A 26085-nucleotide genomic window follows, 5' to 3' on the forward strand; every position below is an offset into this window, starting at 1 on the left:
CCCCTTCGGGGACTTCCAGCATTGTAGTCCTCGAAGGTAGGTCGCAAGGCGCCGGCGAGCACCGGACCGGAGCGTACTGTGTCGTACGTGAGGACCGGAGCACAGCCGGCAACGCCGCAGATGGCCGCTCATGGACAGGCTCCTACCCGCGCAGCACCGAGAGCTGGCCTCGCCCCTGGTAAATCGCCTTCACTTCCCCCACCGTGTACAGCGACCCGGTAACCACGCACCAGTCGTCGGGTGCCAAGCGCGCCTCAACCACCTCCAACGCGCTCGCCACGCTGGGCGCCACGCGAACGGGCGCGGCAAGGGAGGACGCCGCCTCGAGCAGAGTTTCCACCGGAGCCGCGCGGTGGTACGCGGGTTCGGTCAGCACGACCTCGTCGGCTAGCGAGCCCACCGGCTCGATGATCGCGTGCAGATCCTTATCAGCCAGGATGCCGAATACCACCACGAGGCGACGGATCCGTCCGGCCGCGCGTTCTCCCTCCAGGAACTGGGCCAGTGCCGCGGCTCCGGCGGCGTTGTGGGCCCCGTCCACCACGATCCGCGGAGAGGATTTGATCACCTCCAGCCGCCCTTCCCACCGAACGCCGGCCAGTCCACGCCGGATCGCTTCCACCTGAATGCGCACACCCCGCGCCCTTGCGTGCTCCACCGCCGCCAGCGCCGAGGCTGCGTTGGTCAGTTGATGACGCCCCAAGAGCGAACAGGCGAGACCGTCGACGCGGGTGGTCAGACCGTGGTATGCGAACGCGGCCGGCGAGGCCCCCTCCGCCCGCACGTGGCGGCCGATCACGGTCAAGGGCGAACGACGTTCCGCGGCGCGTGCGGACAATACCGCAAGCGCCTCATCATGCACGGTCGCCGTGACCAGCGGAACGCCGGGCTTGATGATGCCGGCCTTCTCTTCCGCAATGGCACCGACCGTGTCGCCTAGATACCGCTCGTGGTCCAAGTCGACGTTGGTGATGACCGACACGACGGGCCGGACCACGTTGGTCGCGTCCAGCCGCCCCCCCATCCCGACTTCGATCACCGCGATGTCGACGCGAGCCTCGGCAAAAGCCAGAAACGCCATGGCGGTCGTGAACTCAAAAAACGTCGGATCCACATCATGGGGCATCCCAGCCCGCAGCACCTCGGCGAGCGCCACCACGTCCGAGGCATCGATGGGACGCCCATTGATCCTGATCCGCTCGGTGAAGTCCACCAGATGCGGCGAGGTGTACAGCCCCACCGAGTACCCGGCCTCCCGCAGGATCGACGCCAGCATGGCCGCCGTAGATCCCTTTCCGTTCGTGCCCCCCACGTGCACGACGGCGAAACGCTCGTGGGGCCGCCCCACCGCATCGAGCAGCCGCGAGACCGGCGTCAGATCCATCCGCATCCCATGCCACTGCAGTTGATAGAGGAACTCGATCGTGTCAGCGTAACTCATGCGGTCAGATGTCCTAGATTCTGCAAACGAGCCCGTTCAGGAACGCGCCAGATGCAAGGCGCCGCGAGAACCGGAGCGCAGCGTACTGTGTGCGTACGTGAGCACCGGAAGCGCAGCGGCAACGCAGCAGATGGCCGTTCATGGACGGGCTGCTCTACAGGCAGGAGAGGAGCGAGGCGAGCGTCGCCTTCATCTTCTTGCGCTCGACGATCCGGTCGATCATCCCGTGATCGAGGAGAAACTCCGCGCGCTGGAAGCCGGCGGGCAACTGTTGTTTGATGGTTTGCTCGATGACCCGCGGCCCCGCAAACCCGATCAGCGCCTTGGGTTCGGCCAGGATGATGTCCCCCAGCGTCGCGACGCTGGCCGATACGCCCCCGTAGGTGGGATCGGTCAAGATGGAAATATAGGGCAGTCCGGCGCGCTGCAGCCGGCCGACTGCGGCCGACGTCTTGGCCATCTGCATCAGCGACAGGATCCCCTCCTGCATGCGCGCCCCGCCAGAGGCCGTGACCACGATAAGGGCGAGCCGGCTCCCTTCCGCGCGCTCCGCCGCTCGGACGATCCGCTCGCCCACGACCGAGCCCATGCTGCCTCCCATAAACCCGAAGTGAAAGACGCAGAGGGCAACGGTCTGACCTTCGATGGTCCCGGTCCCGCTGATCAGGGCATCGCGGCGCCCGGTTTGTTCCTGCGCCGCCTTCAGCCGATCGCGGTACTTCTGGGTGTCGCGGAACCCGAGCGGGTCGGTCGGAGCGAGGTCCCCGTCCCATTCTTTGAAGCTGCCTTCGTCCAGCAGGAGGGCAATACGCTCATCGACCGTGATCGGAAAGTGGTAGTCACATTTGGGACAGACCCGCAGGTTTCGCTCGAGCTCCTTGCGGTAAATGATCTCCCGGCAATGATTGCACTTGACCCACAGACCTTCCGCCGAGGGTTTGCCCCGCTTGTCGCCCTCGCCGTCGTCGTCCGCCTCGCGCTTGTCCTTTTTCTGAAACCAGGCCACGGATTCCCTCAGTGGACCGCACTCACGGTATCACACCCCCGTCCGGCGCGGCAAGAAGCCGGACCCGTGTCACGGCCCGGTTGGCACCCTGGCGGCACCGCGGTCGAGGGTGGAGCCGGCGCGGTCGATCCATTCCAAAATCTGGCGCTCGGAGGCCCGTGTCACGCCGGGAAGACTCCGCAGCAGATGCGAGGCAGCCAGTCCCCGCAGTTCGTCGATCGCCCCGCGTCGGCGGTACGCATCGACCAACAGCGCCACCTCGGGCGGCAGGCCGTCCTGGATCAACGCCTGCACCTCGGGGTCGGCCTGGCGGACCTGCGCCTCGTACGTCGCGAACGTGCCGGTCTCGAGGATCTCGTTGATCTTAGAGGCCAGCTCAGGACCAATGCCGGCAAGCGACTGGAGTCGCCCCTGCGAAGCCACTCGCTCGATCGGTTCGTGGCAGGCCCACACCGAGCCGGCGCCGCGACGATACGCCCGCACACGATAGGGGTTGTCGCCCTGGCGCTCGAGCAACTGGGCCATACGGATGAACGCACGAGCCACCGCACGATTGGTCTCACACGGGGTCACGGCGGGGGACGATAACACAGGCGGTCGGACAGGGCAAGTTACACGCCCCTTCCCCGGGGTGGTCCTCCGATGGGGTGAGAAGCCCTCCACTTCTCACCGGATCGACAGACCCCCCCGGGGATCATGGGTGTCCGAAACATTTCTTCGGATCGGGGGAGTTTAAAAATGCAACAGCCGTACCACCCTCCAAATCTGATTCGGCAAAAACTCGGTACCGAGATGCATGAATTTCAAAGAAGATTGGTTGTTAAGAAGCGACCTGGCCATCGGAATCTCCTCCAGGACTCGGCTTCAGGGCGAAATTCGGTATTTTTTTTCCATTTTGCTCGCATATGACGGGAACCAGCGCCCTCTGTCGCGTTCGGTTCTCAGGTTGACCTCTCCGGCACGACCCGATACAATAACGACCCGTCAACGCTTGAGGACCGCGTGCCCCGCCCCCAGTTCGTTCACCTCCACGTCCATACCCAATACAGCTTGCTCGACGGCGCCAATCGCATCGACCGCCTCGTTCGGCAAGCCGCGGCGTTCAAGATGCCGGCGATCGCGATGACCGACCACGGCAATCTCTTCGGAGCGATCGAGTTTTATCTCGCCGCAAGGAAAGCGGGGGTCAAACCCATCATCGGGTGCGAAATGTACCTGGCGCCGCAAAGCCGCTTTACCAAAGACGGCGCCGGCGAGCAGGACGACTCGTTCGAGACCAAGGGCGCGGGCCAACAGACCCCGTATTACCATCTGATCGTCTTGGCCGCGGACGAGGTCGGCTACAAGAACCTGATGAAGCTCGTGAGCCTCGCCCACCTCGAGGGCTTCTACTATAAACCGCGGGTCGACAAGGAGCTGTTGGCGCGCCACAGCAAGGGCCTGCTCGCCACCAGCGGATGCCTTCGCGGCGAGATTCCCTTTCTGCTCAACCAAGGCCTGCGAGAAGAAGCCCTCCAAGCCGCGGGCACGTATCAGGACATCTTCGGCAAGGACAATTTCTTCATCGAGGTCCAGGAAAACGGGCTCGAACAACAGACGCGGGTGAACCGCGACCTGGTCGAAATCAGCCGCCGGCTCACCATCCCGCTGGTCGCCACCAACGATTGTCACTACCTCGAACGTCACGACGCCAAGGCGCACGACGTGTTGCTCTGCCTGCAAACCGGCAAGACGCGACAGGACCCGAATCGCATGCGGTTCTCGACCGAGGAACTCTACGTCAAGTCGCCCGAGGACATGACGAGCCTGTTCCACGAATTACCCGACGCGGTTCGGCAGACCCTGTCGATCGCGGAGCGGTGCAACCTCGTCCTCGACCTGGAGACGTTTCACCTCCCGCATTACGCCGTCCCCGACGGCGTGACGCGCGACGCGCATTTGGAGCGGTTGGCCGTCGCGGGGCTTCGGGAACGCCTCGCCCGCATCCATCACGATCCGGCGACCGCCGCGGCGTACGAAATACGGCTGCGCGATGAGCTGGCCATGATCACGGCGATGGGATACGCCGGGTACTTTCTGATCGTGTGGGACATCATCAACTTCGCCCGCACGCACGGAATTCCGGTGGGTCCCGGGCGCGGCTCAGCGGCCGGCAGCTTGGCCGCATACGCGCTGCAGATCACCGATATCGACCCGATCCGTTACGGCCTCATCTTCGAGCGGTTCCTGAACCCCGAGCGCGTGAGCCTCCCCGACATCGACATGGATTTCTGCATGGATCGGCGGGGGGAGGTGATCCAATACGTGACTCAGAAATACGGGGCCGACCACGTCGCGCAAATCATCACCTTCGGCACCATGGCGGCCAAGGCCGCGATCCGGGACGTGGGGCGCGTGTTGGACATCCCATACGCCGAGGTGGACAAGGTCGCCAAGCTCGTGCCCAACACGTTGAATATTTCGCTGGAGGACGCGCTCGCCGAGGAGCCCCGGCTCAAAGAGCTCGCGGACACGGATCCGAAGATCGGCGAATTGATCGCGCTGGCCAAGTCGCTCGAAGGGCTCGCCCGGCACGCCTCCACCCACGCGGCGGGGGTCGTCATTTCCAAAGAACCGCTGACGGAGCACGTCCCCTTGTATCGGGGGGTCAACGGTGAAGTCGTCACCCAGTTCGCGATGACCGAGATCGAGAAGATCGGGCTGGTGAAGTTCGACTTCCTGGGGCTGCGCACACTGACCGTCATCGATCACGCGGTCAAGATGATCAACGCCCGACGGCCGGAGCAGCCTCCGCTCGGCTCCGCCGACATCCCGCTCGACGACGCCAAGACCTACGAGCTCCTGGGAACGGGCCAGACCACCGGCATCTTCCAGTTGGAGAGCGGGGGCATGCGCGATCTCTTGGTCAAGATGCGCCCGGAGCGGTTCGAGGACTTGATCGCGATCCTCGCATTGTACCGTCCCGGCCCGATCGGCAGCGGGATGCTGGATGATTTCATCAAACGCAAGCGCGGGCAGACCAAGATCCAATACGAGATTCCCGAGTTGGAGGACTTGCTCAGAGAAACGTACGGCGTCATCGTCTACCAGGAGCAGGTGATGAAGATCGCCAATCACCTGGCCGGGTTTTCCCTGGGTGACGCGGACTTGCTGCGCCGCGCGATGGGCAAGAAGCTTCCCGAAGAAATGGACAAGCAGAAGGCGCTCTTCATCGCGGGCGCGGCGAAGAACGGGGTGGACGCCAAGAAAGCCGAGAAGATCTTCGACCTCATGGCCTACTTCGCCGGTTACGGGTTCAACAAGAGCCACAGCGCTGCGTACGCGCTCATCACGTATCAGACCGCGTACCTCAAAACCCATCACCCGCTCGAGTTCATGGCCGCGCTGCTGACCAGTGAAATGGGCAATGAGGACAAGATCGTGCAATACATCGGCGAGTGTCGCACCATGGGCATCGCCATCCTGCCGCCCGACGTCAACGAGAGCAACGAGGGGTTTACGATTGCGGGCAGCGCGATCCGGTTCGGGTTGGTCGCCATCAAGAACGTCGGGGCCAGCGCGATCGAGTCGGTCCTCGAAGCGCGGCGCACCCACGGCCGGTTCCGATCCCTGGCGCACTTCTGCCGCGAGGTGGATCTGCGAAAAGTCAACCGCCGGGTGATCGAGAGCTTGATCAAGTGCGGGTCCTTCGCGTCGACCGGCGCGCGCCGCGCGCAACTCATGCAGGTGTTGGACCGGACCATGGAGGCCGCTGCGGCATCGCAAGACGAACGGCGAAGCGGTCAGGTCGCATTGTTCGGGTCGTCGACGGAACACGAGCCGGCGGATACCGCGCCGGAACCGGTCATGCCGGAGTGGGACGACACGACGCTCGCTCGATGCGAGAAGGAGACGCTGGGATTCTATATCACGAGCCATCCGCTGGCCCCCTACGCGCCCGACGCCGAGCGGCTGGGAGTCACGCCGACCGATCGCCTGGCCGACGCGGGCGACGGAGACGACGTGCGCGTGTGGGGCGTGCTGGCGAGCCAGAAGGTCACCACCACGAAAAAGGGCGACCGCATGGCCTACGTGCGGGTGGAGGACCTTGGCGGCAGCGTGGAAACGATCGTCTTCCCCGACCTCTACGCGGCATCCGCCGAGCTGTTGGCGTCCGATCAACCGCTGCTGATCGACGGAACACTGGACAAAGGAGACAAAGGGATCAAACTGAAGGCCACGCGGATCGTGTCGCTGGAATCCGCGCGCCAGCGGGCGGGAGGCTACCTGGAGATCGTGGTCGACGACGGCGTGAGTCGTGACGGGCTTAGACAGCTCAAAGACACCCTGGAACGCCACCGCGGTTCGTATCCGGTGTGGCTCCGGGTGCTGCTGCGCCAATCCCGCCGCGAATCGACCATCGTCGCGGACGACGGGCTGCGCGTGAACCCCACCCGCGCCCTGATCGACGAGATCGAGTCCGGACTCGGCAAGGGGACCGCGGCGGTCCGCAGCGATCCGTATCGCGCCCCCTCACGCCCGGTCTCTTCGGCGCGGACCCGCCGCACGATGCCGTCGCGGGCGACCCCATGAGCGAGTATCTGGATTTCGAGCGTCCGCTCGCCGAGATCGAGGAGAAAATCGAGCGCCTCAAGGGGTTGTCGAAAGACCAGCCGAAATCCCAGGAGGAGATCCAGAAGCTGCACAAGCGAGCCCAGCAACTTCGGCGCGACATCTACGGGCGGCTGACCCCGATGCAGACGCTTCAGATCGCGCGCCACGCCAACCGTCCCACCACCCTCGACTACCTCGGGTTTCTCATCCAGGATTTCGTCGAGCTGCACGGCGACCGGTTGTTCGCCGACGACGCCGCCGTGGTGGGCGGTGTGGGGCGTCTCGACGGCTCGCCGGTCATCGTCATCGGCCACCAGAAGGGCCGGAACGTCCGGGAGCGCATCAAACGGAATTTCGGAATGCCGCACCCGGAGGGGTATCGCAAAGCGCAGCGATTGATGCGGCTCGCCGAGCGCTTCAAGCGCCCCGTCATCACCTTCATCGACACGCCCGGCGCCTACCCCGGGGTCGGCGCCGAAGAGCGCGGACAATCCGAGGCCATTGCCGCCAGCCTGCGGCTGATGGCGGAGCTGCGAACACCCATCATCGCGGTCGTGATCGGCGAGGGAGGGAGCGGCGGTGCGCTCGCGCTCGGTGTGGCCGACCGCATCCTCATGCTTGAGTATTCGATTTACTCGGTCATCAGCCCTGAGGGTTGCGCCGCGATTCTGTGGAAGAGTCCGGAGAAGGCGGCCGAGGCAGCCGAAGCGCTCAAGATGACGGCCAAAGACCTGATGACCATGGGCGTCATCGACGAGATTGTCTCAGAACCGGCCGGCTGCGCTCACCGCCAGCCAGCGGAGACCGCGGCCGCCATCAAGCGTTCGCTCACCCGTCACTTGACCGAACTGTCCGATCGCTCCGCCGACGAGTTGCTGCTCGCCCGCTACGAAAAGTTCCGCAAGATGGGGGCCTTCCAGTAACCCCACCCGGGCGTTTGAACGCGCCTGACTCGGGGTGTATGACTCACCGGGTCGGAGGCTGGTAGATGCCCGCCAGCCCGTCGACGGCCGGCAGGACCCTGAACTATCGACCGGTCACAGCTTCTCGTCGCACTCGCTGGGAGCACGGCCCGATTCGGAGGGGTCGCTCTCCAGAACGGCGTCCGCATCGATGAAGAACTCATACGGACGTCCGGCCTGTTTGCCTTGGCGATGGTAGACCCCTTGAACCAAGGCGGGTTGGCACTGTCTGACCCTCGGCATGGTCAGGCTGATCACCTTCACGGCATACGCGGTCGGCGGACCGATCGTTACGGTTTCCTCCAGCATGATGACCGCGTACTCGCTCCCTCGCCGCCCCTGCTCGAACGCGATGGAACTGACCACTCCGGTCACCACCACGCGCTTGCCGTCGTAGCGATCGGGATCCGCCACCAGATCGTGGATGGCGACGTTCGCCGGAACCTCTCGGGGCTGCGGCGTTGCCCCGGCGACTCCGAACGGCACGGCAAACAGCGCGATCCCGACGAACAATCCCCGGCAGAGTCTGCGCACCATCGGCTGGCTCTCCATCAAGGTCACACGAACACCTTACCACGCGCCGCTTCTCAAGACAAAAAACCGGGTGGTATAATGCCGCACGGCTATTTCCTGGGACAGGGAGGGAACATGGGTCGGAACGGTCGCGTCACGCCGCTCGTCGCCATAGTGGGGTTGGTGTCCGCTCTGGGAGGCTATGACCGCGCGCTCAGCGAGGGCACGACCGCCCAACCCGACGCTGCTCCGAAAGGGATCCTGGTCGAAGTCTTCCTGTCCCCCGACCACCGTGACGACATCCCCGCGATCAAACGGGATTTCGAGGCCCTGTCCGTCACGCGCCTAAGAACGCAAGTCTTCCGGTTGGGACATCCGCCGAAGAATATCGCGATCGGTCGTGACGTCCCAGCGCCCGTCGCCCAGCTCGCGATCCGCCTCGCCGTGGCCTACAACGGCGGCGTCGAATTCCTCCTCCCCCAATACCGGTTTTTCCCGAGCCACGTGGCGATCGGGACCTCGGCGTTCGACGAGGCGTCCCAGATCCCGATCAGCCCGGAAGGACTTGAACAGCTCAGAGATCCGACGCTCACGACCGAGGCGTTTCACGAGTTGTACCGCCGTCTCACCGGCGAAGCCCAGCGCCGGCCGACCTACCTCGAGTGAGATCAGCGACAAGCAGGAGCGTGTCCGAGTCTTCGGACAGTTGAGCCGTTCAGATGGCCTTTCTTGGACGGCGCCTCGCAGGATACTGAAAAACGGAAGAGGGAGGGCAGCCGGCTGCTCAAAAAGTTCCGGCTGCAAAGCCGCAAGGGAGGAGGAAACCGGAGCGTACTGGGTCGTACGTGAGGCGAGTGGCGCCACGAAGAAGTGGCGCCAAGTTACGAGCGCCGCCGAGACGGTGAGGCGGCCGAGGCTCCCTCAGATTTAACGCAGCAGACGGACTTTTTCAGCAGCCGGTTAGGGCGTCTGAAGTTCGACGGATGGCGGGACCAAGTGATGCGGTTGGAGCGCGGTCTGGAGCCGGTATGACGTTTGGAGATCGTGGAGAGGGATGTTCACCTCCGCCACATCGAACCGAAAATCCACACCGACACCGCCTGAGGGCGGGACGGCCACTTGTTGCGCCTGGACTTTCATGTGGGGATGCCACGCCACGACGTCGTAGACGCCGGGAGGAACATCCGAGATCTTGAAGCGACCATCCGCGGTCGTCACGGCGAAATACGGATTGCCCACGGCTATTCCCCAGGACTGCATGAAGTCGTGCACTCCGCACTGGGTTTTGAACAGGTAATGGCCTTTTCGCATCCGGATCTTCTTCTCCGCCGTGCTCTCCGGGACCGTCGGCTTGTTGAACATCGCAAAGGTGTATTCGTCGGCCATGGAATACGCTTGAACGTCGTGGGTGATCGGATCCTCGTTCCGAATCACGATCGGATGGGCGTTGCGAACCGGCGTTACAAACGGCCCGATGCGACAATTCCTCAACCGCAGTTCAGGGGTGTAGTCGAACCGCTTCCCTTTGGCCACGCCGACCACCGCAACGACCACGCCCTCGAATCCTCCTTCGCCGTCAACGTGGAATTCCTTGAGCAGGCGGTTGCCCTTCCCGTCCGAGATCGAGCGACAGAGCTCGATGTTTGGCGAGAAGATCAGGTGGAAAATCCGCGCGGGCGGAGCTTGGCCGTCGAGGAACACCCGCCCTTCAATGACGCCTCCGTCCGTGACCTCGATCTCTTGATAGGCCCTCACCTCGACGGCAGGGGCGACCATCGCCAGCACCGACAACAACGTCGCGGCGACGCCTGGTCCCAACCATCCTTTGATCGTCATGGAAATACTCCTCAGCGCCGGACACCACTCACCGGGTCGCAGTACGGAGGTTCACACTGCTCGAGGTGATCGTGGGGTCTCGCTTCGGGGCCGATTCGAAACTTCTCCTGGCGCTCGTACAGCGGTCGTATCACTTCGCGACCGTCGAATTCAAACGTGAGCGCGATCGACTCCCCTTCCCTGATCGTGATCTCACGCTCAATGGGCTTGAGATGGGGGTGCCAGGCAGTGACGCGGTAGGTCCCGGGCGGTAATTGGTCGATCGAGAACTCTCCCCCTCTCCGGGTCTTGGCATAATAGGGATTGTCGACCACGTAGCCCCAACTCTGCATGAACTCGTGCATCCCGCAAATCATCTGCGCGATCCGCTTCCCTTTCTCCAGATGCACGATCCCCCCGCGCGGTTCGGTGGAGACGGGCAGCGGGAAGTTCAACACGATGTTCCCCCGTTCGCTCTGGAAGATCTGGCTGTTGTGGATGATCGGATCCCGATTGACGACCGTGATGGGCTGGTCGTTTTGCATCACGGTCACCAGCGGGTGTTCGTGACGCAGCCTCCCTTCTTTCCCAACCGCGAACTGCTCGTCGTCCTGGACGTCGGCGGGATGGAACATACAATCCACCACGACGTAATCGTTCTTGATCGGCGCGAACGGTTTTCCCCTTGTGACTCCCTGGACCGCGACCACGGCATCTTGGAGTCCTCCGTCCGACGCGACTAGAAACTCCTCGAGGAGGATGTGGCCTCGCCCGTCCGAAATCTTTCGACAAAAGGGACCGAACGGATACAACACGAGCGGAAACACTCTGGGCTCGGGAACCTCGCCCTTCAACACCACCTTCCCCGTGATCGCCCCACCGGTGACGACGGGAAGTGGCTCGTAACCAAACGCCTGGGGCAATCCCACGAACACGCCAAGGAGCGCGACCACGCCTGCCAGTTGCTTTAGTGAGATGTTCACCACAACACCCTTTGTCAGATCCGACCAGGGACCAGATAGACGAAGATCGGGGCAGGTGCCAAGGGCATCCTGCCCCGATCTTCACGTTCCCCTACCAAACTGCCACGGTCACTTCCGAAGCATCGAGACCGGTCCAGTGGGCTCCGGTTTCACTTCGGACAACTCTTCGGGCTGATCAATCGCCGGGACCTCGGCGGTCTGCCCGCCGGTTCCGCCGCTGTTCAACGACAGAATCCTCTTGTCGCCGACCGGCAGTACGCTGAGATATCCCCATTGCCCGGCCTGGGCGTACGGCATCCGATGATTCTGCCAGACATACACGCCGGGAATGGCGAACGGCCCACCGGCGCCTTCTTTCAAATACACGTCGAGGTACTCGGACCCTCCGAACTGCAGGCTGCTGAGCATGTCCGCGCCGGGCATGTCCGGCTTGAACGGCCACTCGTGGCCCTCCAGGCTGAAGATCTGGTTCTGTTCGTTGAACGCGCCGAACACCCGGATGCGAACCGGATCCCCTGCGTGCGCTCGGATGGTCGGCGTGGCCGGTTCCGTTTCGTCGGCCACGCAGGCGGTGAACATGTTGCCGTACTCGCAGCCGTTTTCCTCGCGGTACGCCCACGGCTCCACCCGGTAATTGACCCCGGTCAACCCTGCGATCTGCTGAATGTAGGGCATGAACGAGGTGCCGATGATGTTGTCTTCATCCTGGAAGAACAACGACGCGTCGCGATAGTCGGACCGCCCCTTGTTCTCGGGAAGGGACCGATCGACGAGCACGTCCACCTGCCAGGCGTTCTTGAGCGTGACGTCTTCCCCGGTCTTGGAGTCGCGGTACTTCGAACCACGCGGGCCGACCACGATGGCGCCGAACAGGCCGTCCCGAACGTTGTTCACGAAATTCCCCCAATCCCACACCAGGGCGGCCGTCTCCCCATACTGGGGATGCGCGTAAAACGTATAGGTGCGGCTCTGACCGGGTCCCACGGTTTGGTCGCCGGGGTTGTTCCCGACGTTGGCGCCGTGAGAATCCTTGGGATCGAACGCCAGCATGTCCGCGCTGAACGACGCGCGGCTGCCCTTCATCTCGTTCTTGAGTTTGACCTTCACGCAATCCCCGACGTTGACGTGCAGGGTCAACGGCATGGGCTGCTCGCCGCCGGTCGCCACCTTCGTCTTTTCACCCTCGAGCATATAGATCTTGCCTTGCGGGTTGGCGACTTGCAGTTTCCGGTCGAAGTCCACCTCGATCACGTCGGCGGCCTTGGGGTTGAACTTCAAGGCCCGGTCCGCCGCGATCACGTTGAAGGTCTTGACCGGAGCGTCCGCCGGACAGACAGACTTCGCAGACTCGGGGATGTCGGAGCGGCCGGGCAGCTTTTGCAGGTCAGGAGTCGCCTTATCCAAGACCCGGATGATGCCCCAGCTCCCTTCCGACAAATGCGACGCGCGCCCGTTGTAGTGCAGGTAATCGCCCGCGATCTGTTGAGCCCCGCCGGCCTTCGTGACGAGGTCATACCGCTCCGCAATCCCAACGTGGTGGGCGTTTCGCAGGTCCGATTTCTCCGCGTATCGCTCGGTGCGGAACGCGTGACCCGCCAAGTGCCACGTGTGGCTTTCGTTCATCAGGGTGTGGAGCAACCGAAACACCATGGTGTCGCCCAGGTACGCGCGCAGCATGGGCGTGCTCGGGTCTTGGTGGGCCTTGCTCGAAAAGATCAACGACGGGTCAGGGTTGTTCTTGAGCCGCCGCGCCACGGACTCGGCTCGGAAATTGAATCCGCCTCCGGTGGTGTGCGTGCCGCCGTTCAACTTGACCGCTGCGACGGGGTCCAAGTCGTACGGCATCTGGAACGACAGCGTCTGGCCGGCGTCGATCGCCACCTGTAACGTCTGGCCGGGCGGGTTGCCTTCCGAGACCACCTGAGCCGTGGTGGGAACCGTGTCGTGCGGCATGACCACCAGTTCGCGGAAGCTCCCGTTCACGCCGTATCCGATGGGTTCGGTCGAACGGATGTCCGCGACCGGGCCGCTGCGAATGGGCTCCCCGGTCTTGGGATCGTGGTACGTCGCGCCCACCGGCTCCACGATCATCGCCCCCACGCCGCCGTGCGGCCAGGTCGTGGCGCCGAACGCGTGGTCGTGCCAGAACACGGTTCCGATGTCCGCGTCGACCCACATCCGATACCGGACGAATTCCACCGTCGCGATCTCGTTCTTCTTGTGGTCGAATCGCAACGGTTCGGTGAACGTGACCGTATCGCCCTTGATGTCCTTGACCCAGAGGATCTCCGAGGTCTTGACTTCGTCCGCCCCGATCATCAAGTCGCTGCCGACGTGGAACGGCGTGGCCCCATCCGCCATCTTGATCTTGATGCTGGTGGCCCCGGCTTTGACGTCCTCGGTCAGCACCGCGTTCATGGGCGTCGGGAGGCCCTTGTGCTTCTCCTTCTTCATCTGCGTGAACGGACGGACCGCCTGCTCGTACGAGAAGCCGGTAATCACGCCGTCCGAGGCTTGGTTGTCGAACTGAATGAAGTGCGGGTGGATGTTGATCTTCGACATCTGGAAGTTCGTGGTGTCGTTGTCCTGCCACTCGCTCTTCAGGATGACGTCCACGCAGTCGTACACGCTCGCGCGGTACACCAGCGGAATCGTCTTGTCCCCGGCGGGGTTGGCCCGCACCGCGGCCTCCTCCTCGTGAAGGACGTAGAGCAGGCCGTTGGGATCCACCACCGGCTTCTGCTTACCGATTCCTTTGCTGAGTTGAATCGGCGTCTGGATGAAGTGGATCGTGTACTGCTTGCGTCCCGCGTTCTCGGGACAGAGGCTCCACCGGCCGTGTTCTCCGGGTTTGGCCGGCTGGTTGGTTTCCTCGCCGACCGCGCCTTTGCCGCCGGGATCGGTCGACAGCGCGCCGTTCTCCTTGGCCATGTGGATTGGTTCGAGCCACGGGGCCGGGCCATGATGGCGCGCAAACGGCACGCGTTTGCCGAAGTGGGGTTTGAAGTGCGGCCAGGCCAGTTTGCCGGTCTTTTCCTCGAACAGAATGGGCGGCCGCTTCCCAGGCATCGGCGACTTGTACTTCGGGAAATCGAACGTCCCGGTCGCCTCGGGTTCGCCCAGCGCCTTGTTCCCGTCCCACGTCCAATCCCAGACGGTCGCGTCGTAGGCCGTGATTTGCCCCTTCTCGTCAGCGGTATGCCCGGGCTGACCGGCCGGAGGGACCATCATCTTCACCCAGTCCTTGACCGACACGTCCGGCGTCGGCTTGGACCAGTCCGTCTTGGCAGCGGTGATATTCCACTTCTTGTCGTACCAATCCGCGGTCTTGCCCACCAATTTGTCCGACGTCACGGGTAACTTCATGCGCCCCTTGCGATCCGGAAGTTCTTGCAAGGGAGGCATGATGTCCGTGCTGACGTTGGGATAGTTGCCGGTCTGCAAGGTGTTGTACACCCGCCAATACCCCCACATCCCGGCGACATAGTGGTGCGCCACGTGGCAGTGGAACAGAAAGTCTCCGGCCAGTTGCTGGCACAGGCCAGACCCGCACTCGGTCTGCAGATCGAGCACCTCGGACGGACCGATCACCTGCACGTCCACGCGGTCCGAGGTCGTCCTGACTTCGGGATACTTCACCGGACCGTCTTGCGCGGCCGTGAGCAAGAACGACTCCTTTCCGTCGGCTTTGGGCTGTCGGAGCCAACGGATCGTGCCGCCGTGAGGGTGGTGGGAGTGAAACACCTCGCCGCCGCCGTGCACCAGGCGGAACTTGACCGGATCGCCCATATACGACCGCGGAATCGTCGTGGGAACGTCTCCGAAGGTGTACGAACTATAGGACAGCGACTCGTCCTCATGATGGAAGTACTTCTCTTGCAGCGCGAGGTTGTTCACCCCGAACGGTTCGCTGCGGTAGTTGATCGCGCGCGCCGACGGACGGTACGCGTCGGTGTTGGGATCGCGTTGCGGAATCGTCTCGCCGCTGCGATTGAGCGGACGGAACGACTCGTCGCCGATTTCGTGATAGATGATGACGAATTCACGGAAGTCCGGCCCCTTGGGGTCGTCGATCATGACCTGCCACCCGCTCTTCGTCTCTTTCCCGGTGAGCGGGTCGAGGTAGCGGGAACCCATCGGCTCCACCATGAAGGTGCCGATCATCCCGAGGCTTGCCTGGTCACGCCCGACGTGACTGTGAAAGGCGTGCGCTCCCTCTTGCTCGGTCGGACGGACGTACCATTCGAACACCTGGCTCTCACCCTCTTTGACCGTTGAGTCGGGATTGGCGATGGTGGCCGCTGCGCCGGTCGCCTTCACGATGGTGCTGGACCCGTGGATATGAAGGCTCACGTCCTCGCCGTCCAGCTTGTTTCGCAAGGTGATGCGCACGCAGTCGCCCTGATTGGCTCGGATGTTCAACGGCTGGATCAAGTCGGTCTGCAGTCCGGCCGACACCGCGCCCGGATCATACCCGGCCTTTTCCCGAGCCGCTTGATTGGTCTTTTCCTCCTGGCGGACCTTGTCCACGTTCTCGGTGAGCACGTACATGTACCCGGGATGGTAGTCCAGCCACTGGTTCAGCGTGATTTCCACGTTGATGGCGGAAATGTCGTAGTCCTTCACCGGGGCCTCTTTCGGGCACGCGCCCCCGCTGGTCACGCTTTCGCTGACAGCGGTGGGCCCCAGAAAGAAGCTCCGGTCCATCTGCTGCATCATGCTCATGCCGCCGAACGCTCCGTCACCGCCGCTGTGCTGGGCATGGCCTTCGCTGCCCTTGGCGATCTCTTCCATGAGCTTTTTCATGGCGGCGTCGACCCGATCGCGGTGCCCGGCCCGTCCCTCGGCCGCGTCCTCGCGCTCGATCTGGGCCCTCAACTTCTCCTCCCACCCCGCATTTGCCGGCTCCGCCACGGCAGCGGCGTCGTGGTCGTGATGGGCACCCTCGACATCCGAACCCGCCAGCAACCCGGCCGGTTGACCGACCAGCAAAACCACCCCCAAACCCAACGCCCAGAGAACTCGCCCTAACCTGTCCATACCAGACCTCCCCTTTTCCCAGTTCTTGCACCGGTCAAACATCGTAGCTACTCGCCATGGCTCGGAGTGCAGTACACAAGCCGGAAGTCCCTCTCGAAACCCTGTGAAAGACGCGCCGCGGAAGAGTTCTCACACCGTGACCTGCTGATGACGGGATTACTTCAAAAGAAGGGAGGGGGATGGGCATGAAACTACGCTTACGGGTGACGGCAGCCTTTGTTCCTCAGGGTCAGCCGAAAGGCTTACTTCTTTCGACGGAGGTAAAAGCGCTTCCTTATACTTGGATTCACCAGCGGCTGTCAAGCAAAAAGTGACGGGTGGGAACGATTGGCGGCTTGGATCTGACGAACCCAGGCCGCGGGCGTTATTCGCCGTGGTGCGCGTGCGGCCTGCGGACGCAGTAGGGTCCCTCGCAGCCCTGGAGGTCGACGTTGGGATCTCGTTCCGGCGGGATTCGGAACTGGGCTTGGGTTTCGTAGATCGGACGCACCACCTGGGCCGCATCCAGCTCAAAGTCGAGGGCGACGGTCCCGTTGGCCGGCACCGTGACTTGTTTGACGAGCGGATCCATGTGCGGATGCCAGGCCGCGACCAAGTACGTCCCGGGCGACAGATTCTCGATGGCGAACGTCCCATCCTTGCGCGCCTTGGCGAAGTACGGGTTCTCGGCCACCCACGCCCAGGTCTGCATGTACTCGTGCATGCCGCAGATGATCTGGACAATCCGCTTGCCGCGCTCGAGGTCCACGTAGCCGCTGTGAGCCTTGTACGAAACCGGGATGGGAAAACTCAGCACCCGGTTGCCCTTTTCCGCCTGATACACCTGCGCCGCGTGCATGATCGGATCGCGGTTCGTCACCGACAACCACGAGTCGTCCCGCATGACCGTGACCAGCGGATGGACGTGCGTCAACCGGCCGTCGTGGAGTTCAAACTGCTCGCTCTCCGGCACATCGGCCGGGTGAAACATACAGTTCACGGTCAATAGCTCCGTGTCGCGCGACTTGAACGGCTTCCCGCGCTGGACGTTCAGGACCGCCACCACCGCGTCCTGGAGGCCCCCGCCGGAATCCACGTTGAACTCCTTGAGCACCACGTGGCCCTCGCCGTCCGAGATCTTCTTGCAAAAATCCCCGAACGGGTAGAGCACCATCGGAAATACGCGGGGCTCGGGCACATCCCCCCGCAACCTGACGGTTCCGGTGATCGTGCCCCCGTTCGCGACGTCGGCCATTTCATACGACCACGCAACGGCTGCCCCTGCGGTCCACCCCACCGCCAGCGCGGCGAGAGCCGCCCCTGCAACCTTCTTTGTCATGCTGGTCATGTGATTCCTCATGCGTCGTCTCAACGGTAAAAATAACCCGAGGAAAAGCGAATAGCAACCCAATGCCACACCCCCATGCGCGCCAACGCAGCAGATGACCACTCATGGACGGGCTCCCAGAGAGGCGGCGCAGCGAAAGCCGATGGTGTCCCGGCGTGCGTCCGGGCTCGCCGCGCTTCGCGTTGCGGTTCTGAGCATCACCGGATCGCTTCGCCACGACCCGCCCCGGACCACTTTGTAGCGTCCAACGGGCGGGCCCTGGGGGTTTCGATCCGGCATGCCGCGATACCAGTCGATCCCGTTCCAATCCGCAACCCACTCGGCCGCGTTGCCGGCCATGTGGAGCACACCGTAGGGACTTTGCCCGGCCTCAAACGTCGCGGTCGCGGCCATCGGCGGCTTGGGCGGGCTCACCGCTCGAGCGTACACCGCGCGGATGTGATCCGGCGGATCGTCGCCCCACGGGAACAACCGGCCATCGTCTCCCCGTGCGGCTTTCTCCCACTCGGCTTCAGTGGGCAGCCGCGCTCCGCGCGAGCGACAATACTCGTTCGCCTCATACCACGTGACGGAGACAACCGGAAGCGCGCCGGCGTCGGTTACCCCATTACCAGCGGTGGCGCCGTCGAGCCACTGGAGATCCGCGGGCTGTCCCCCGAGATCATCGAGGACCCACCGCAGGTAGTTCGCCACGCTGACCTCCTCGCGGTCGATCACGTAGCGGTCGAGCCAGATCCGGCGTTGCGGGATTTCGGTGTTGTCGTATGGGGTTCGCAAACCCGACGTCGGCGGCAGTTGCGGGGATCCCATGAGAAACCATCCCGCTTCGATCGCGATGACCGGAGACGGACGGGCCGTTTCCATCATGGCGCGGAGCCGGCCCATGGTCTCGTCCCCCGTTGGGGATTCCGCGGGCGGGGGCGAGACGGCTGAACACGCGACCAGCCCCATGACCATCCACCCGGGAAATCGGACACCCATCAACGCGACGGCGGCCTAGCGCGGAAGAGTGGTGTAACGCGTCAGGAACTCAACGACTTCTCGCTGTTCGTCCGGCGTCAGGCCGGCGCCTGGGGCCATCCGAGCGACCGTGGGCGCCCAGTCCCGCTGATTCGGAGCTACCCGCCAGTAGGTCGGTTTCCGGCTCAGCAGCGGATCGGTCCACCCGTGACACCCCGCACACTTCTGGAACGCAGGCGGTGGCGCTGGGGTGGAAGCCGGGTCCCGGCGCACGGGTCGATCGACCAACGAGGCGATGATATTCGCCACGGGCTCCTGCGAGACACGCTCGGGAGGCTGAAACCGGAGCCCGCCGTCGAGCGACAAGAACAACCCGTGGTCGTGCGTCCCCGCGTACAGCCGGTCAGGATCGGTCGGGGCAACCGCCAAGGCTTCGACGTCATCTTTCGGCGGGATTCCGTCCCCCACCTTCATCCAGGTCGCCCCGTTGTCGTTGCTGCGAAACAAACCCCGGCGCAACACGCTGACCCACAACCGTTTCGTGCCCGCGGGCCCGGCCAACACCAGCCGCACCCACCCCCGTTCAAACTCCTTGCCGAGCGGCGCCCAGCTACGGCCTCGATCATCCGACCGAAACAGTCCTTGGCGGCGCGTGCCGGCGTAGAAACGTCCTTGCGCGTCCTCGACCAGCGCCGAGATCGCCGCGTGGCTGAGATCCTGTCCAGTCGCCCGCCACGCCGCATCCCGCCCAGTGCGCGCAAAGAGCGTGCCCTGTCCCAACCAGGCCGTGCCCGAACGAACCAACAATGCGGCCAAGACCTCCCCTTCCATGGCGGGCAATCCCTCCCCGTACGGGGTCCAACGGCCGCCGCCGTCCACGGTCTGGAAGACGTCGCCGGTGGACGTGGACGCGACCAAACGTTCGGGCTGCGAGGAATCGAGGGCCAAGGCGTGAATATTGGTGTTCCCGAGCCCGTGGCTCACCGCGTCCCACGATCGTCCGCCGTTTCGCGTGCGAAAGACGCCGCCGCCGAACGTGCCGACATAAGCCACGTCGGCGTCTTTCGGATGGATCACCACGTGGTACGCACTGGTGTTGAGGATGCCGTCGCGCGCAGGTAGCCAGGTGCGGCCCCGGTCCGTGCTCTTCAGGATGCCGACGGGACGGCCCGCGGCATAGAGCACCGACGGGGTCGACGGCGCCACCGCGATCTGATTGATCAGCAGCGGTTCGGCGGAGGCGACCTCGACCAGGATCGTCGCCGCACCCAGTGCGGCCGCCACGGACGCCCAGATTCGGGCCACCGGATGTGCGGTCATTACCGAAGCTCGATGAGCCGGGCCAGAGATTCGGCGCGTCCCGTCCGGTAGTCCTTCCAGGCCACGAGATAGCCAGCACCGCCAGCCGCCACGGTGGTAAAGTGGTTGCCCTTTGAATCCGGGACCACGGTGAAGGCGAGCGGCTTCCGGCCGCGCGCCCACCGCAACGCCCGCACGTCCCGTATCACGTCGGTGATCCTGGTCGTGGCGACGCTCGACGACGGGTGCCCTTCTTCCCACACCACCAGGCAATCGTCGGTCCGGCACGACACCGCGGGAAACATGTGGAACCGAGGCGCGGAGGACAGGGGTATGCCGCCTGGCTCTGTAACCTCCCCATCCCGGGTCAGCGTGGTTCCGTAGAGGGCAAAGGTGTCCCCGGCTCGTTTGTCGACCCACACCACCAGGCTGTCGCCGGATCCACGGAGTCCGCCCACCGCCGGATACCCCTGTTCCCCGTCGGCGAGCGAGACCGCGATGCGTTCAGGGTCCAACACACGCCCCTCGTCATCCACCCGCGCGGCGGAGATGTCGGTTTCACCGCGCCGCGCGTCCATCCACGCCACCACGAAGGCGCGGCCGTTCCACGCTACGGCAGGACGCGTCTGATCCCGGTCTCCCCCGCCCACCACCAGCCCCTCGGGGTCGAGCACCCGACCGTCCGGCGCGATCCGCGCCGCCACGATGTCCCAACCGGCCCCTGATCGCTCCTGCATCCAGACCGCCAGAAACACCCGGCCGCTCCACGCCACGCGCGGATGGCGGCGATTGCCCGATCCGACGCCGATCGCCAACCCGTCGGGGTCAAGGACGGTCCCGTCGGCCCGGACGCGCGTGCCGTAGATCTCCCAGTTGCGCCGGCTGCGCAGGTCTTGCCACAGGACGAGGTGGACGTCGCCGCCCCACGTCACGTCGGGAAATAGCGTGTCGGACGGCCCTTGCCCGATCGGAAACCCGTCGCGCGGCGCAACGGTGTGATCGGGACTCACCCACGTGCCGTACACGTCGCTCGGCCCCCGGCGCGTGGTCTGCCACACCACGAGAAAGCGTTGTCCGTTCCACGACGGCACCGGGTCCTCCTCCTCGTCGGCGGCCCGCGACGACAGCACCAGCTCCGACCCGATCCGCAGCGCGTCTTCACCGTCCCCGGGTTTCCCCCCCGGGCCGAGTCCGGCGCAGCCGACGAGGCTTGCCAGCGCGAGCAAGGGCCAGGGCAGCGCCCGGGCGATGGCGTCAACGCGGGGCAACAACGATCCCCATCAAACCCTCGGCGGCGCCCGTCTCCAGCCACGCCACGACCTGACGCGATTCGGAGTCGATCACGGCGATGCGGTCCGTTTCGCGATGGGTGACGTACACGCGGCGACCGTCGGGCGCCACGCTGACGCGCCACGGCGACGGTCCCACCGGAACCACCGCCTCCTCGCGATCGGTCGCGGTCGAGACGACCGACACCGTGTCGGCCCCGCTGTTCGCCACATACACGGTGCCTCCGTCCGGCGCCGACGCGATCCCGACCGGGTTGAGGCCGACCGCCACCGTGGCCACGACGGTGTCGCGCGCCACGTCGATCACCGAAACCGCTCCCGGCCTCTGGTTCGTGACGTACGCAAAGCGCCCGTCCGTGGACAGCGCGATGTCGACGGGAAACATGCCGACCGGAATCGTTGCAACGACCAGATACGAGGCGGTGGAGACCACCGAGACGGTCCCCGAGAAATAGTTCACGACGTAGACCGCGGGCCGGCGGGGAATCGCAGCCACCGCGATCGGCAACGCACCGACACGGGCCCGCGCCAGTAAGGCGCCGGTCTTGACGGAGATGACCGACAGCGTCTTATCTTTGGCGTTCGCGACGAACAGGGCCCTCCCGTCCGGGGACACGTCCACGGCCTGCGGCACCGCACCCGCCTCCAGCCGATCCAGGTTGCGCCCGGGCAAGCGGATCGCCGTCACCATTCGACCTTCTCCGCCGACATAGACGGTTCCCCCGTCCGGCGACACCGTCAGGTCCGCCGGACGCGGGATGTCGGGGATCCGAGCGAGCACTTTCCGAGTCTCGGGGTCGACCACCACCACGCTGTCCGCCTGGCGGTCCGCGACGTACAACACGGGCGTGTGGGCCGCACACGCGGAGAGCAACACCGCCCCCGCCCACCCGGCGAGCATCCACGTCCTGCTCGGCACTGACGCCACGCGGGTCACGGTTGTCTCTGCGACGAATAGGCGTTCAGGAACTCCTCCACTTCGTCTTCCTCGCTGGGTGAGAGACCCGCAATCGGCGCCATGCGGTGCACGGTCGGTCCCCAGTCCCGCCGGTTCGCGGGCACGAGCCAGAAGCTTCGCGGCGCCTGATTCAGCTCGGGGTCCGTCCAGCCATGACAGCCGTTACACTTCGAAAACGCCGGAGGAGGAATCAACCCCACCGCTCGGCGCGTCGGATCAGGGGCCTTCAGCGCCGCAATGATCGTATCCGCGTCCAGCGTCGGAACCCGGTCGAGCGGCCGCCAGCCGGCGCCTCCGTCCTGGGAGACGAAGACCCCGCTCCCATAGGTGCCGGCGTACACCCGCTGGGGCCGGTGAACATCCACCGCCAACGCACGCACGTCGGGCGTCGCGAGCCCGTGGCTGCGTCGCTCCCACGTCCGCCCGCCGTCCGTACTGCGCAGCACACCCGACGTCGAGGTGGCCGCATACGCCAACCGCCCCCCGGGATCGAACCACACCTGCCGAACCCACTCGAGCGAGAGCCGCTCGTCTTGATCCCACCGGGTCCACGTGGCCCCGGCATCCTCGCTCACGAACAGGCCGCCGCCCTGCAGCGTTTTCCCGTCGCGCAGCGCGGCCGCGAAGACCCGGCGGCCGTCGGGATGTCGCGTCAGCACGGTGATGGCTCGCCCCGTCAGGTCGCTGGAAGCCGGCGCCCACGCGGGTTCGGTAGCGCGCCGTCTCCACACGCCGCGACCGGACGCCAGCAATGCCGTCTCGCGATCACCGGGAAGAATGACCAGGTCCTGGAACTGCTGGCTCTGCGTAAAGTCGTCCCCCTGATTCCACGCCGTCCACGTGTTCGCCCCGTCCCGGCTGATGAACACGCCGGTCGAGGTCACGACGTACACCTGATCGGGATGCTCCGGATGCAGGACGATCGACCCGACATTGGTGTTGGCCAGCCCGTCGTTCTTTTCCACGAAGGATCGCGCTCCGTCCACGCTTTTGTAGAGCCCGCCTCCCCCCGCCCCCACGTACACCACATCGGGATTGCGCGGATCGAGCACCAGCCGGTAGAGCGAGTAGCTCCGTATGCCGCGATTGGCCGTCTCCCAATGCCGCCCCGCGTCCTCGCTCTTGAGCAGGCCCACGCTGAAGTTCGTGAGCGCGAGCACCGTGTCCGGCCTCTCCGCGTGCAGCGCAACCTGCGTCACCACGATGGCCCGGCGCGTGGGCGCTTCGCGCGAGGCGCCGGGTTGCAGGGTCACGCCCGAACACGCGGTGAGCCACGCCGCGAGTCCTATTGCGGAGGTGAAGAAGCACGATCTCCGTTTTGCTCGCTCACCCCGCCGCAAGCCGCGAGGAGTACGCTCGCAATGCACTTTCATCGCGGCGCGCCGGGCCCGGAGCGTTCGGCCGGAGCGGACAGGGGACTGCGGTACACCCAGGCGCGCGGAGGCAGCGCGGTTCCCGCGTAGAGCGCGCCGCCGAACTCCTGCATCGCTTCCACCGTAAACGGCGTGAGCTCTCCGACCTCGTGCCACGACGACCCGTCGGAGCTGCGTTGCACCCGTCCGTTCACCGCCGCGTAGAGGACGCCTGCGGCCTCGACGAGCGAGGCCACGTACTCCCCGCGTACACCCGATGACTCGCCCGCCGCCAACACCCGCTCCCACGTCTCGCCGTCGCGTGTGCGCCACACGGCTCCACCGGTCGTGGTCCCCACGTAGAGAAACGCGCCCGCCGCAACCGCGGCTCGCACCCCGACTCGCGGTTCGGACGGGAACCGCACCATCTCCCAAGCGGCGCCGTCAGGGCTCCGAAACACCCCGGCCCCTTCGACCCCGGCGTACAGACTCCCCTCAAACGGGATGAGAAACCGCACCCAGTTCGGGAACTGGTTGTCCGCGCCCGACAGCAACGCGCCTGCCGGGGACCAGGCCCGGCCGTCGGTGGTCCGGTACACGCGACCGCGCGTGGTGCCCGCGTACAACGCGTCGCCGAACACCCCGAGCGCGATGACGCCGCGTTCCTCCGCCGGCAGGGTTGCCTCGTGCGACCACTGCGCGCCGTCCGCGCTGCTCCACACCTCGGCTCGCGGTTGATTCGTGCCGGCAAAGAGGCGATCGCGAAACGACACCAACCCATACACGGTGTACGCCTCGGTCGTCAAGACGGGACGCCAGGATCGGCCTTCCAATCGGAGCGCGGTGCCGGCTCCCTCGATGCCGGCGTACAGCCGATCCCGAAACGGTTTGAGCGCCACCACGTTCCACCCCGCGGGCACCGGCTCCAACGGTTCCCACTCCATGGTCGAGACCTTGGGGTAACGGCTCATCAAGTACTCTTCGAGCGAGGCGCGTTCCGACGCGCTGAGCGGGCAGCCCATGGCCTGCATCCAACTCAGCACCAGCGTCCACGGTCTGGGTTCAATGGCATGGCTGCGGCCCGCGCAGTCCCCGGCCACGCAGCGGGCATCCAGGGTCACGCCGTGGCAGGCGCCGCAGCGCGACGTGATGATCGACCGGGCGGTCGTGTCCGACACCGGAGCGCTCGCGCAGCCCGCCAGGATCGCGACGGTGACGACCACCGGCCACCGAACCGCGGTCACGGCGCGGCCGCTCCGCTGTATGCGGTCAGGAAACGGGTGAGGTCCATGCGTTCTTCGCCCGTCAACTCCGCGCGAGCGGCCATGCGGTCCACCGTGGGTCCCCAGTTGCGGACGTTCGGCGGCACGCGCCAATACGTGTGTTTCGCGTTGAGTCGCCCGTCGGTCCAGCCGTGACAGCGATTGCACTTCGCAAAGGCCGCTGGAACCGGCGGGGCGTCGGGACGAGGCGCGGCCGGCGTGAGCATCGCGATCATCTGCGACATGGTAAGGCGTTGGACGCGGCCGGCGGCGCGCCATGACGCCCCGCCGTCGTGGGAATAGTAGATCCCGGACGCGGTCGTGCCCGCCGCCAGCCGGGAGGGTTTCGCGGGGTGGACCGCGAGACTTCGCACGTCCGCGTCGGCCAGGCCCTTGCCCAACGTGGCCCAGACGGCTCCCGCGTCGTCCGACACGAAGACCCCCGCGCCGCGGGTCGCCGCGTAGACGCGCGACGCGGCCCGGGGATGAACCACGATGCGACTCACGAACCATCCGGGGTCGCCGACGCGCTGCCAGCCGCGGCCCGAGCCCACGTAGATCCCTTGTTTGATGGTGCCCACGTAGACCCGGCTGTTCCGCGGGTCGTGCACCACGGTGGTGACGCGCGCGGACCCCAGATCAGGGTCCGCAGCCCACCGGGACGCGCCGAGGCCCCGTCGAAACAGCCCGCCCTCGGTGCCCAGCCAGATGCGTCCGCTGGGTCGCGGTTCGACGGCGAGCGATTTGTATCCCACGGCTTCGGACAACGGAGGAAGCCCCTCGCTGAACGGCTCCCAGTGCCCGCCCCCGTCCGCGGATCGAAACACCCCGGTGGACGTGGCCGCGAACCACTGCGAGGCGTCCGACGGATCCACCGCCAGCGCGTCCACCGCGGTGTTGGCCAGATCGCCGGTCACCTCGTTCCACGTCGCAGCGCGGTCTCGGCTGATCGAGACGCCCCCTCCCCAGCCCCCTGCGAGCAGGATCGGCTGGCCGGCTTGCGTTGGCAGGACCGCGATCAGCGCGTGGTGGGTGAAGCTGCGCAGCCCGCGGTTCGCGTGGGACCATTGGCGGCCGCCGTCGCGGCTGGTGAGCACGCCCATGTTGCTGGTGATGGCGTAGAACCGGTCGGGATCAACCGGGTCAGGCGCGATCTGGTGAATGATGAGCGGCGCCTCAGCGATCTCGGCCGCGCGCGCGAGCGAGCCCCCGGCCCACACCAGGACCGCGCACGCAAAACACGCCGTGAGCCCGCCTCCGCCCTTGACGCAGACCGGCCGCACCG

General features: G+C 65.3%; 18 protein-coding genes. 3 read left to right on the forward strand and 15 right to left on the reverse strand.

The genetic code is table 11. The features are described from left to right. Positions 1-142 precede the first annotated feature (142 nt). From AB1451_05055 to AB1451_05065, 3 genes are all read right to left on the reverse strand, one after another. Complete coding sequence (locus AB1451_05055; protein ID MEW6682280.1) at positions 143-1441, reverse strand: folylpolyglutamate synthase/dihydrofolate synthase family protein; 1299 nt, start codon at positions 1439-1441, stop codon at positions 143-145. Positions 1442-1595: 154 nt separating this feature from the next. Beyond that, complete coding sequence (gene accD / locus AB1451_05060) at positions 1596-2447, reverse strand: acetyl-CoA carboxylase, carboxyltransferase subunit beta (protein ID MEW6682281.1); 852 nt, start codon at positions 2445-2447, stop codon at positions 1596-1598. A gap of 69 nt (positions 2448-2516) precedes the next feature. Beyond that, positions 2517-2993 (reverse strand): histidinol-phosphatase, encoded by a 477-nt coding sequence (locus tag AB1451_05065; protein ID MEW6682282.1) that lies wholly within the window; start codon positions 2991-2993, stop codon positions 2517-2519. A gap of 456 nt (positions 2994-3449) precedes the next feature. Between AB1451_05065 and dnaE the strand changes: the two genes are divergently transcribed. Together dnaE and AB1451_05075 are read left to right on the forward strand one after the other, a co-directional pair. Then, on the forward strand, positions 3450-7019 hold the full coding sequence (gene dnaE, locus AB1451_05070; GenBank protein ID MEW6682283.1) for a DNA polymerase III subunit alpha: 3570 nt from the start codon (positions 3450-3452) through the stop codon (positions 7017-7019). After that, positions 7016-7963, forward strand: a complete 948-nt coding sequence (locus AB1451_05075) for an acetyl-CoA carboxylase carboxyltransferase subunit alpha (protein MEW6682284.1) — start codon at positions 7016-7018, stop codon at positions 7961-7963. The genes dnaE and AB1451_05075 overlap by 4 nt, the downstream gene beginning before the upstream one ends. 114 nt (positions 7964-8077) lie before the next feature. On the opposite strand, the gene AB1451_05080 is transcribed toward AB1451_05075, so the two are convergent. Further along, positions 8078-8563 (reverse strand): hypothetical protein, encoded by a 486-nt coding sequence (locus AB1451_05080; protein MEW6682285.1) that lies wholly within the window; start codon positions 8561-8563, stop codon positions 8078-8080. 87 nt (positions 8564-8650) lie between these two features. On the opposite strand from AB1451_05080, the gene AB1451_05085 reads away from it, so the two are divergent. Next, positions 8651-9181: a hypothetical protein gene (locus AB1451_05085; protein MEW6682286.1), complete on the forward strand. Its 531-nt coding sequence runs from the start codon at positions 8651-8653 to the stop codon at positions 9179-9181. A gap of 294 nt (positions 9182-9475) precedes the next feature. Here AB1451_05085 and AB1451_05090 read toward each other — a convergent pair whose 3' ends face one another. From AB1451_05090 to AB1451_05140, 11 genes are all read right to left on the reverse strand, one after another. Beyond that, complete coding sequence (locus tag AB1451_05090) at positions 9476-10351, reverse strand: carboxypeptidase-like regulatory domain-containing protein (GenBank protein ID MEW6682287.1); 876 nt, start codon at positions 10349-10351, stop codon at positions 9476-9478. A gap of 11 nt (positions 10352-10362) precedes the next feature. Beyond that, a complete protein-coding gene (locus AB1451_05095) occupies positions 10363-11313 on the reverse strand; it encodes a carboxypeptidase-like regulatory domain-containing protein (GenBank protein ID MEW6682288.1) in 951 nt (316 codons plus the stop codon). 108 nt (positions 11314-11421) lie between these two features. Further along, positions 11422-16353, reverse strand: coding sequence for a multicopper oxidase domain-containing protein (locus AB1451_05100; GenBank protein MEW6682289.1), 4932 nt, complete (start codon positions 16351-16353; stop codon positions 11422-11424). A gap of 364 nt (positions 16354-16717) precedes the next feature. After that, positions 16718-17680 carry a carboxypeptidase-like regulatory domain-containing protein gene (locus tag AB1451_05105; GenBank protein MEW6682290.1) on the reverse strand — a complete coding sequence of 321 codons (963 nt, stop codon included), beginning with the start codon at positions 17678-17680 and terminating at the stop codon, positions 16718-16720. A 102-nt stretch (positions 17681-17782) separates the two neighbouring features. Further along, the gene (locus tag AB1451_05110; GenBank protein ID MEW6682291.1) at positions 17783-18661 is read right to left on the reverse strand and encodes an SUMF1/EgtB/PvdO family nonheme iron enzyme; all 879 of its coding nucleotides are present in this window, start codon (positions 18659-18661) and stop codon (positions 17783-17785) included. A 15-nt stretch (positions 18662-18676) separates the two neighbouring features. Next, on the reverse strand, positions 18677-19960 hold the full coding sequence (locus AB1451_05115; protein MEW6682292.1) for a hypothetical protein: 1284 nt from the start codon (positions 19958-19960) through the stop codon (positions 18677-18679). Next, positions 19960-21207, reverse strand: coding sequence for a hypothetical protein (locus AB1451_05120; protein ID MEW6682293.1), 1248 nt, complete (start codon positions 21205-21207; stop codon positions 19960-19962). Before AB1451_05120 ends, AB1451_05115 begins: the two co-directional genes overlap by 1 nt. Then, positions 21194-22129: a cytochrome D1 domain-containing protein gene (locus tag AB1451_05125; protein MEW6682294.1), complete on the reverse strand. Its 936-nt coding sequence runs from the start codon at positions 22127-22129 to the stop codon at positions 21194-21196. The genes AB1451_05120 and AB1451_05125 overlap by 14 nt, the downstream gene beginning before the upstream one ends. 32 nt (positions 22130-22161) lie before the next feature. Then, positions 22162-23439, reverse strand: coding sequence for a hypothetical protein (locus AB1451_05130; GenBank protein MEW6682295.1), 1278 nt, complete (start codon positions 23437-23439; stop codon positions 22162-22164). Positions 23440-23555: 116 nt separating this feature from the next. Then, positions 23556-24782 (reverse strand): hypothetical protein, encoded by a 1227-nt coding sequence (locus AB1451_05135; protein MEW6682296.1) that lies wholly within the window; start codon positions 24780-24782, stop codon positions 23556-23558. Next, positions 24779-26083 (reverse strand): hypothetical protein, encoded by a 1305-nt coding sequence (locus AB1451_05140; protein ID MEW6682297.1) that lies wholly within the window; start codon positions 26081-26083, stop codon positions 24779-24781. The genes AB1451_05135 and AB1451_05140 overlap by 4 nt, the downstream gene beginning before the upstream one ends. Positions 26084-26085: the final 2 nt, after the last annotated feature.

Source organism: Nitrospirota bacterium (assembly GCA_040757335.1).
Classification (GTDB): Bacteria; Nitrospirota; Nitrospiria; order 2-01-FULL-66-17; family 2-01-FULL-66-17; genus JBFLXB01.

Bases quoted from the DNA above. Each gene is read 5' to 3' on its own strand.
- AB1451_05055 (MEW6682280.1), bottom strand. From the start codon at position 1,441: ATGAGTTACGCTGACACGATCGAGTTCCTCTATCAACTGCAGTGGCAT.
- AB1451_05075 (MEW6682284.1), top strand. From the start codon at position 7,016: ATGAGCGAGTATCTGGATTTCGAGCGTCCGCTCGCCGAGATCGAGGAG.
- AB1451_05085 (MEW6682286.1), top strand. From the start codon at position 8,651: ATGGGTCGGAACGGTCGCGTCACGCCGCTCGTCGCCATAGTGGGGTTG.
- AB1451_05090 (MEW6682287.1), bottom strand. From the start codon at position 10,351: ATGACGATCAAAGGATGGTTGGGACCAGGCGTCGCCGCGACGTTGTTG.
- AB1451_05100 (MEW6682289.1), bottom strand. From the start codon at position 16,353: ATGGACAGGTTAGGGCGAGTTCTCTGGGCGTTGGGTTTGGGGGTGGTT.
- AB1451_05105 (MEW6682290.1), bottom strand. From the start codon at position 17,680: ATGACCAGCATGACAAAGAAGGTTGCAGGGGCGGCTCTCGCCGCGCTG.
- AB1451_05110 (MEW6682291.1), bottom strand. From the start codon at position 18,661: ATGGGTGTCCGATTTCCCGGGTGGATGGTCATGGGGCTGGTCGCGTGT.
- AB1451_05115 (MEW6682292.1), bottom strand. From the start codon at position 19,960: ATGACCGCACATCCGGTGGCCCGAATCTGGGCGTCCGTGGCGGCCGCA.
- AB1451_05125 (MEW6682294.1), bottom strand. From the start codon at position 22,129: ATGCTCGCCGGGTGGGCGGGGGCGGTGTTGCTCTCCGCGTGTGCGGCC.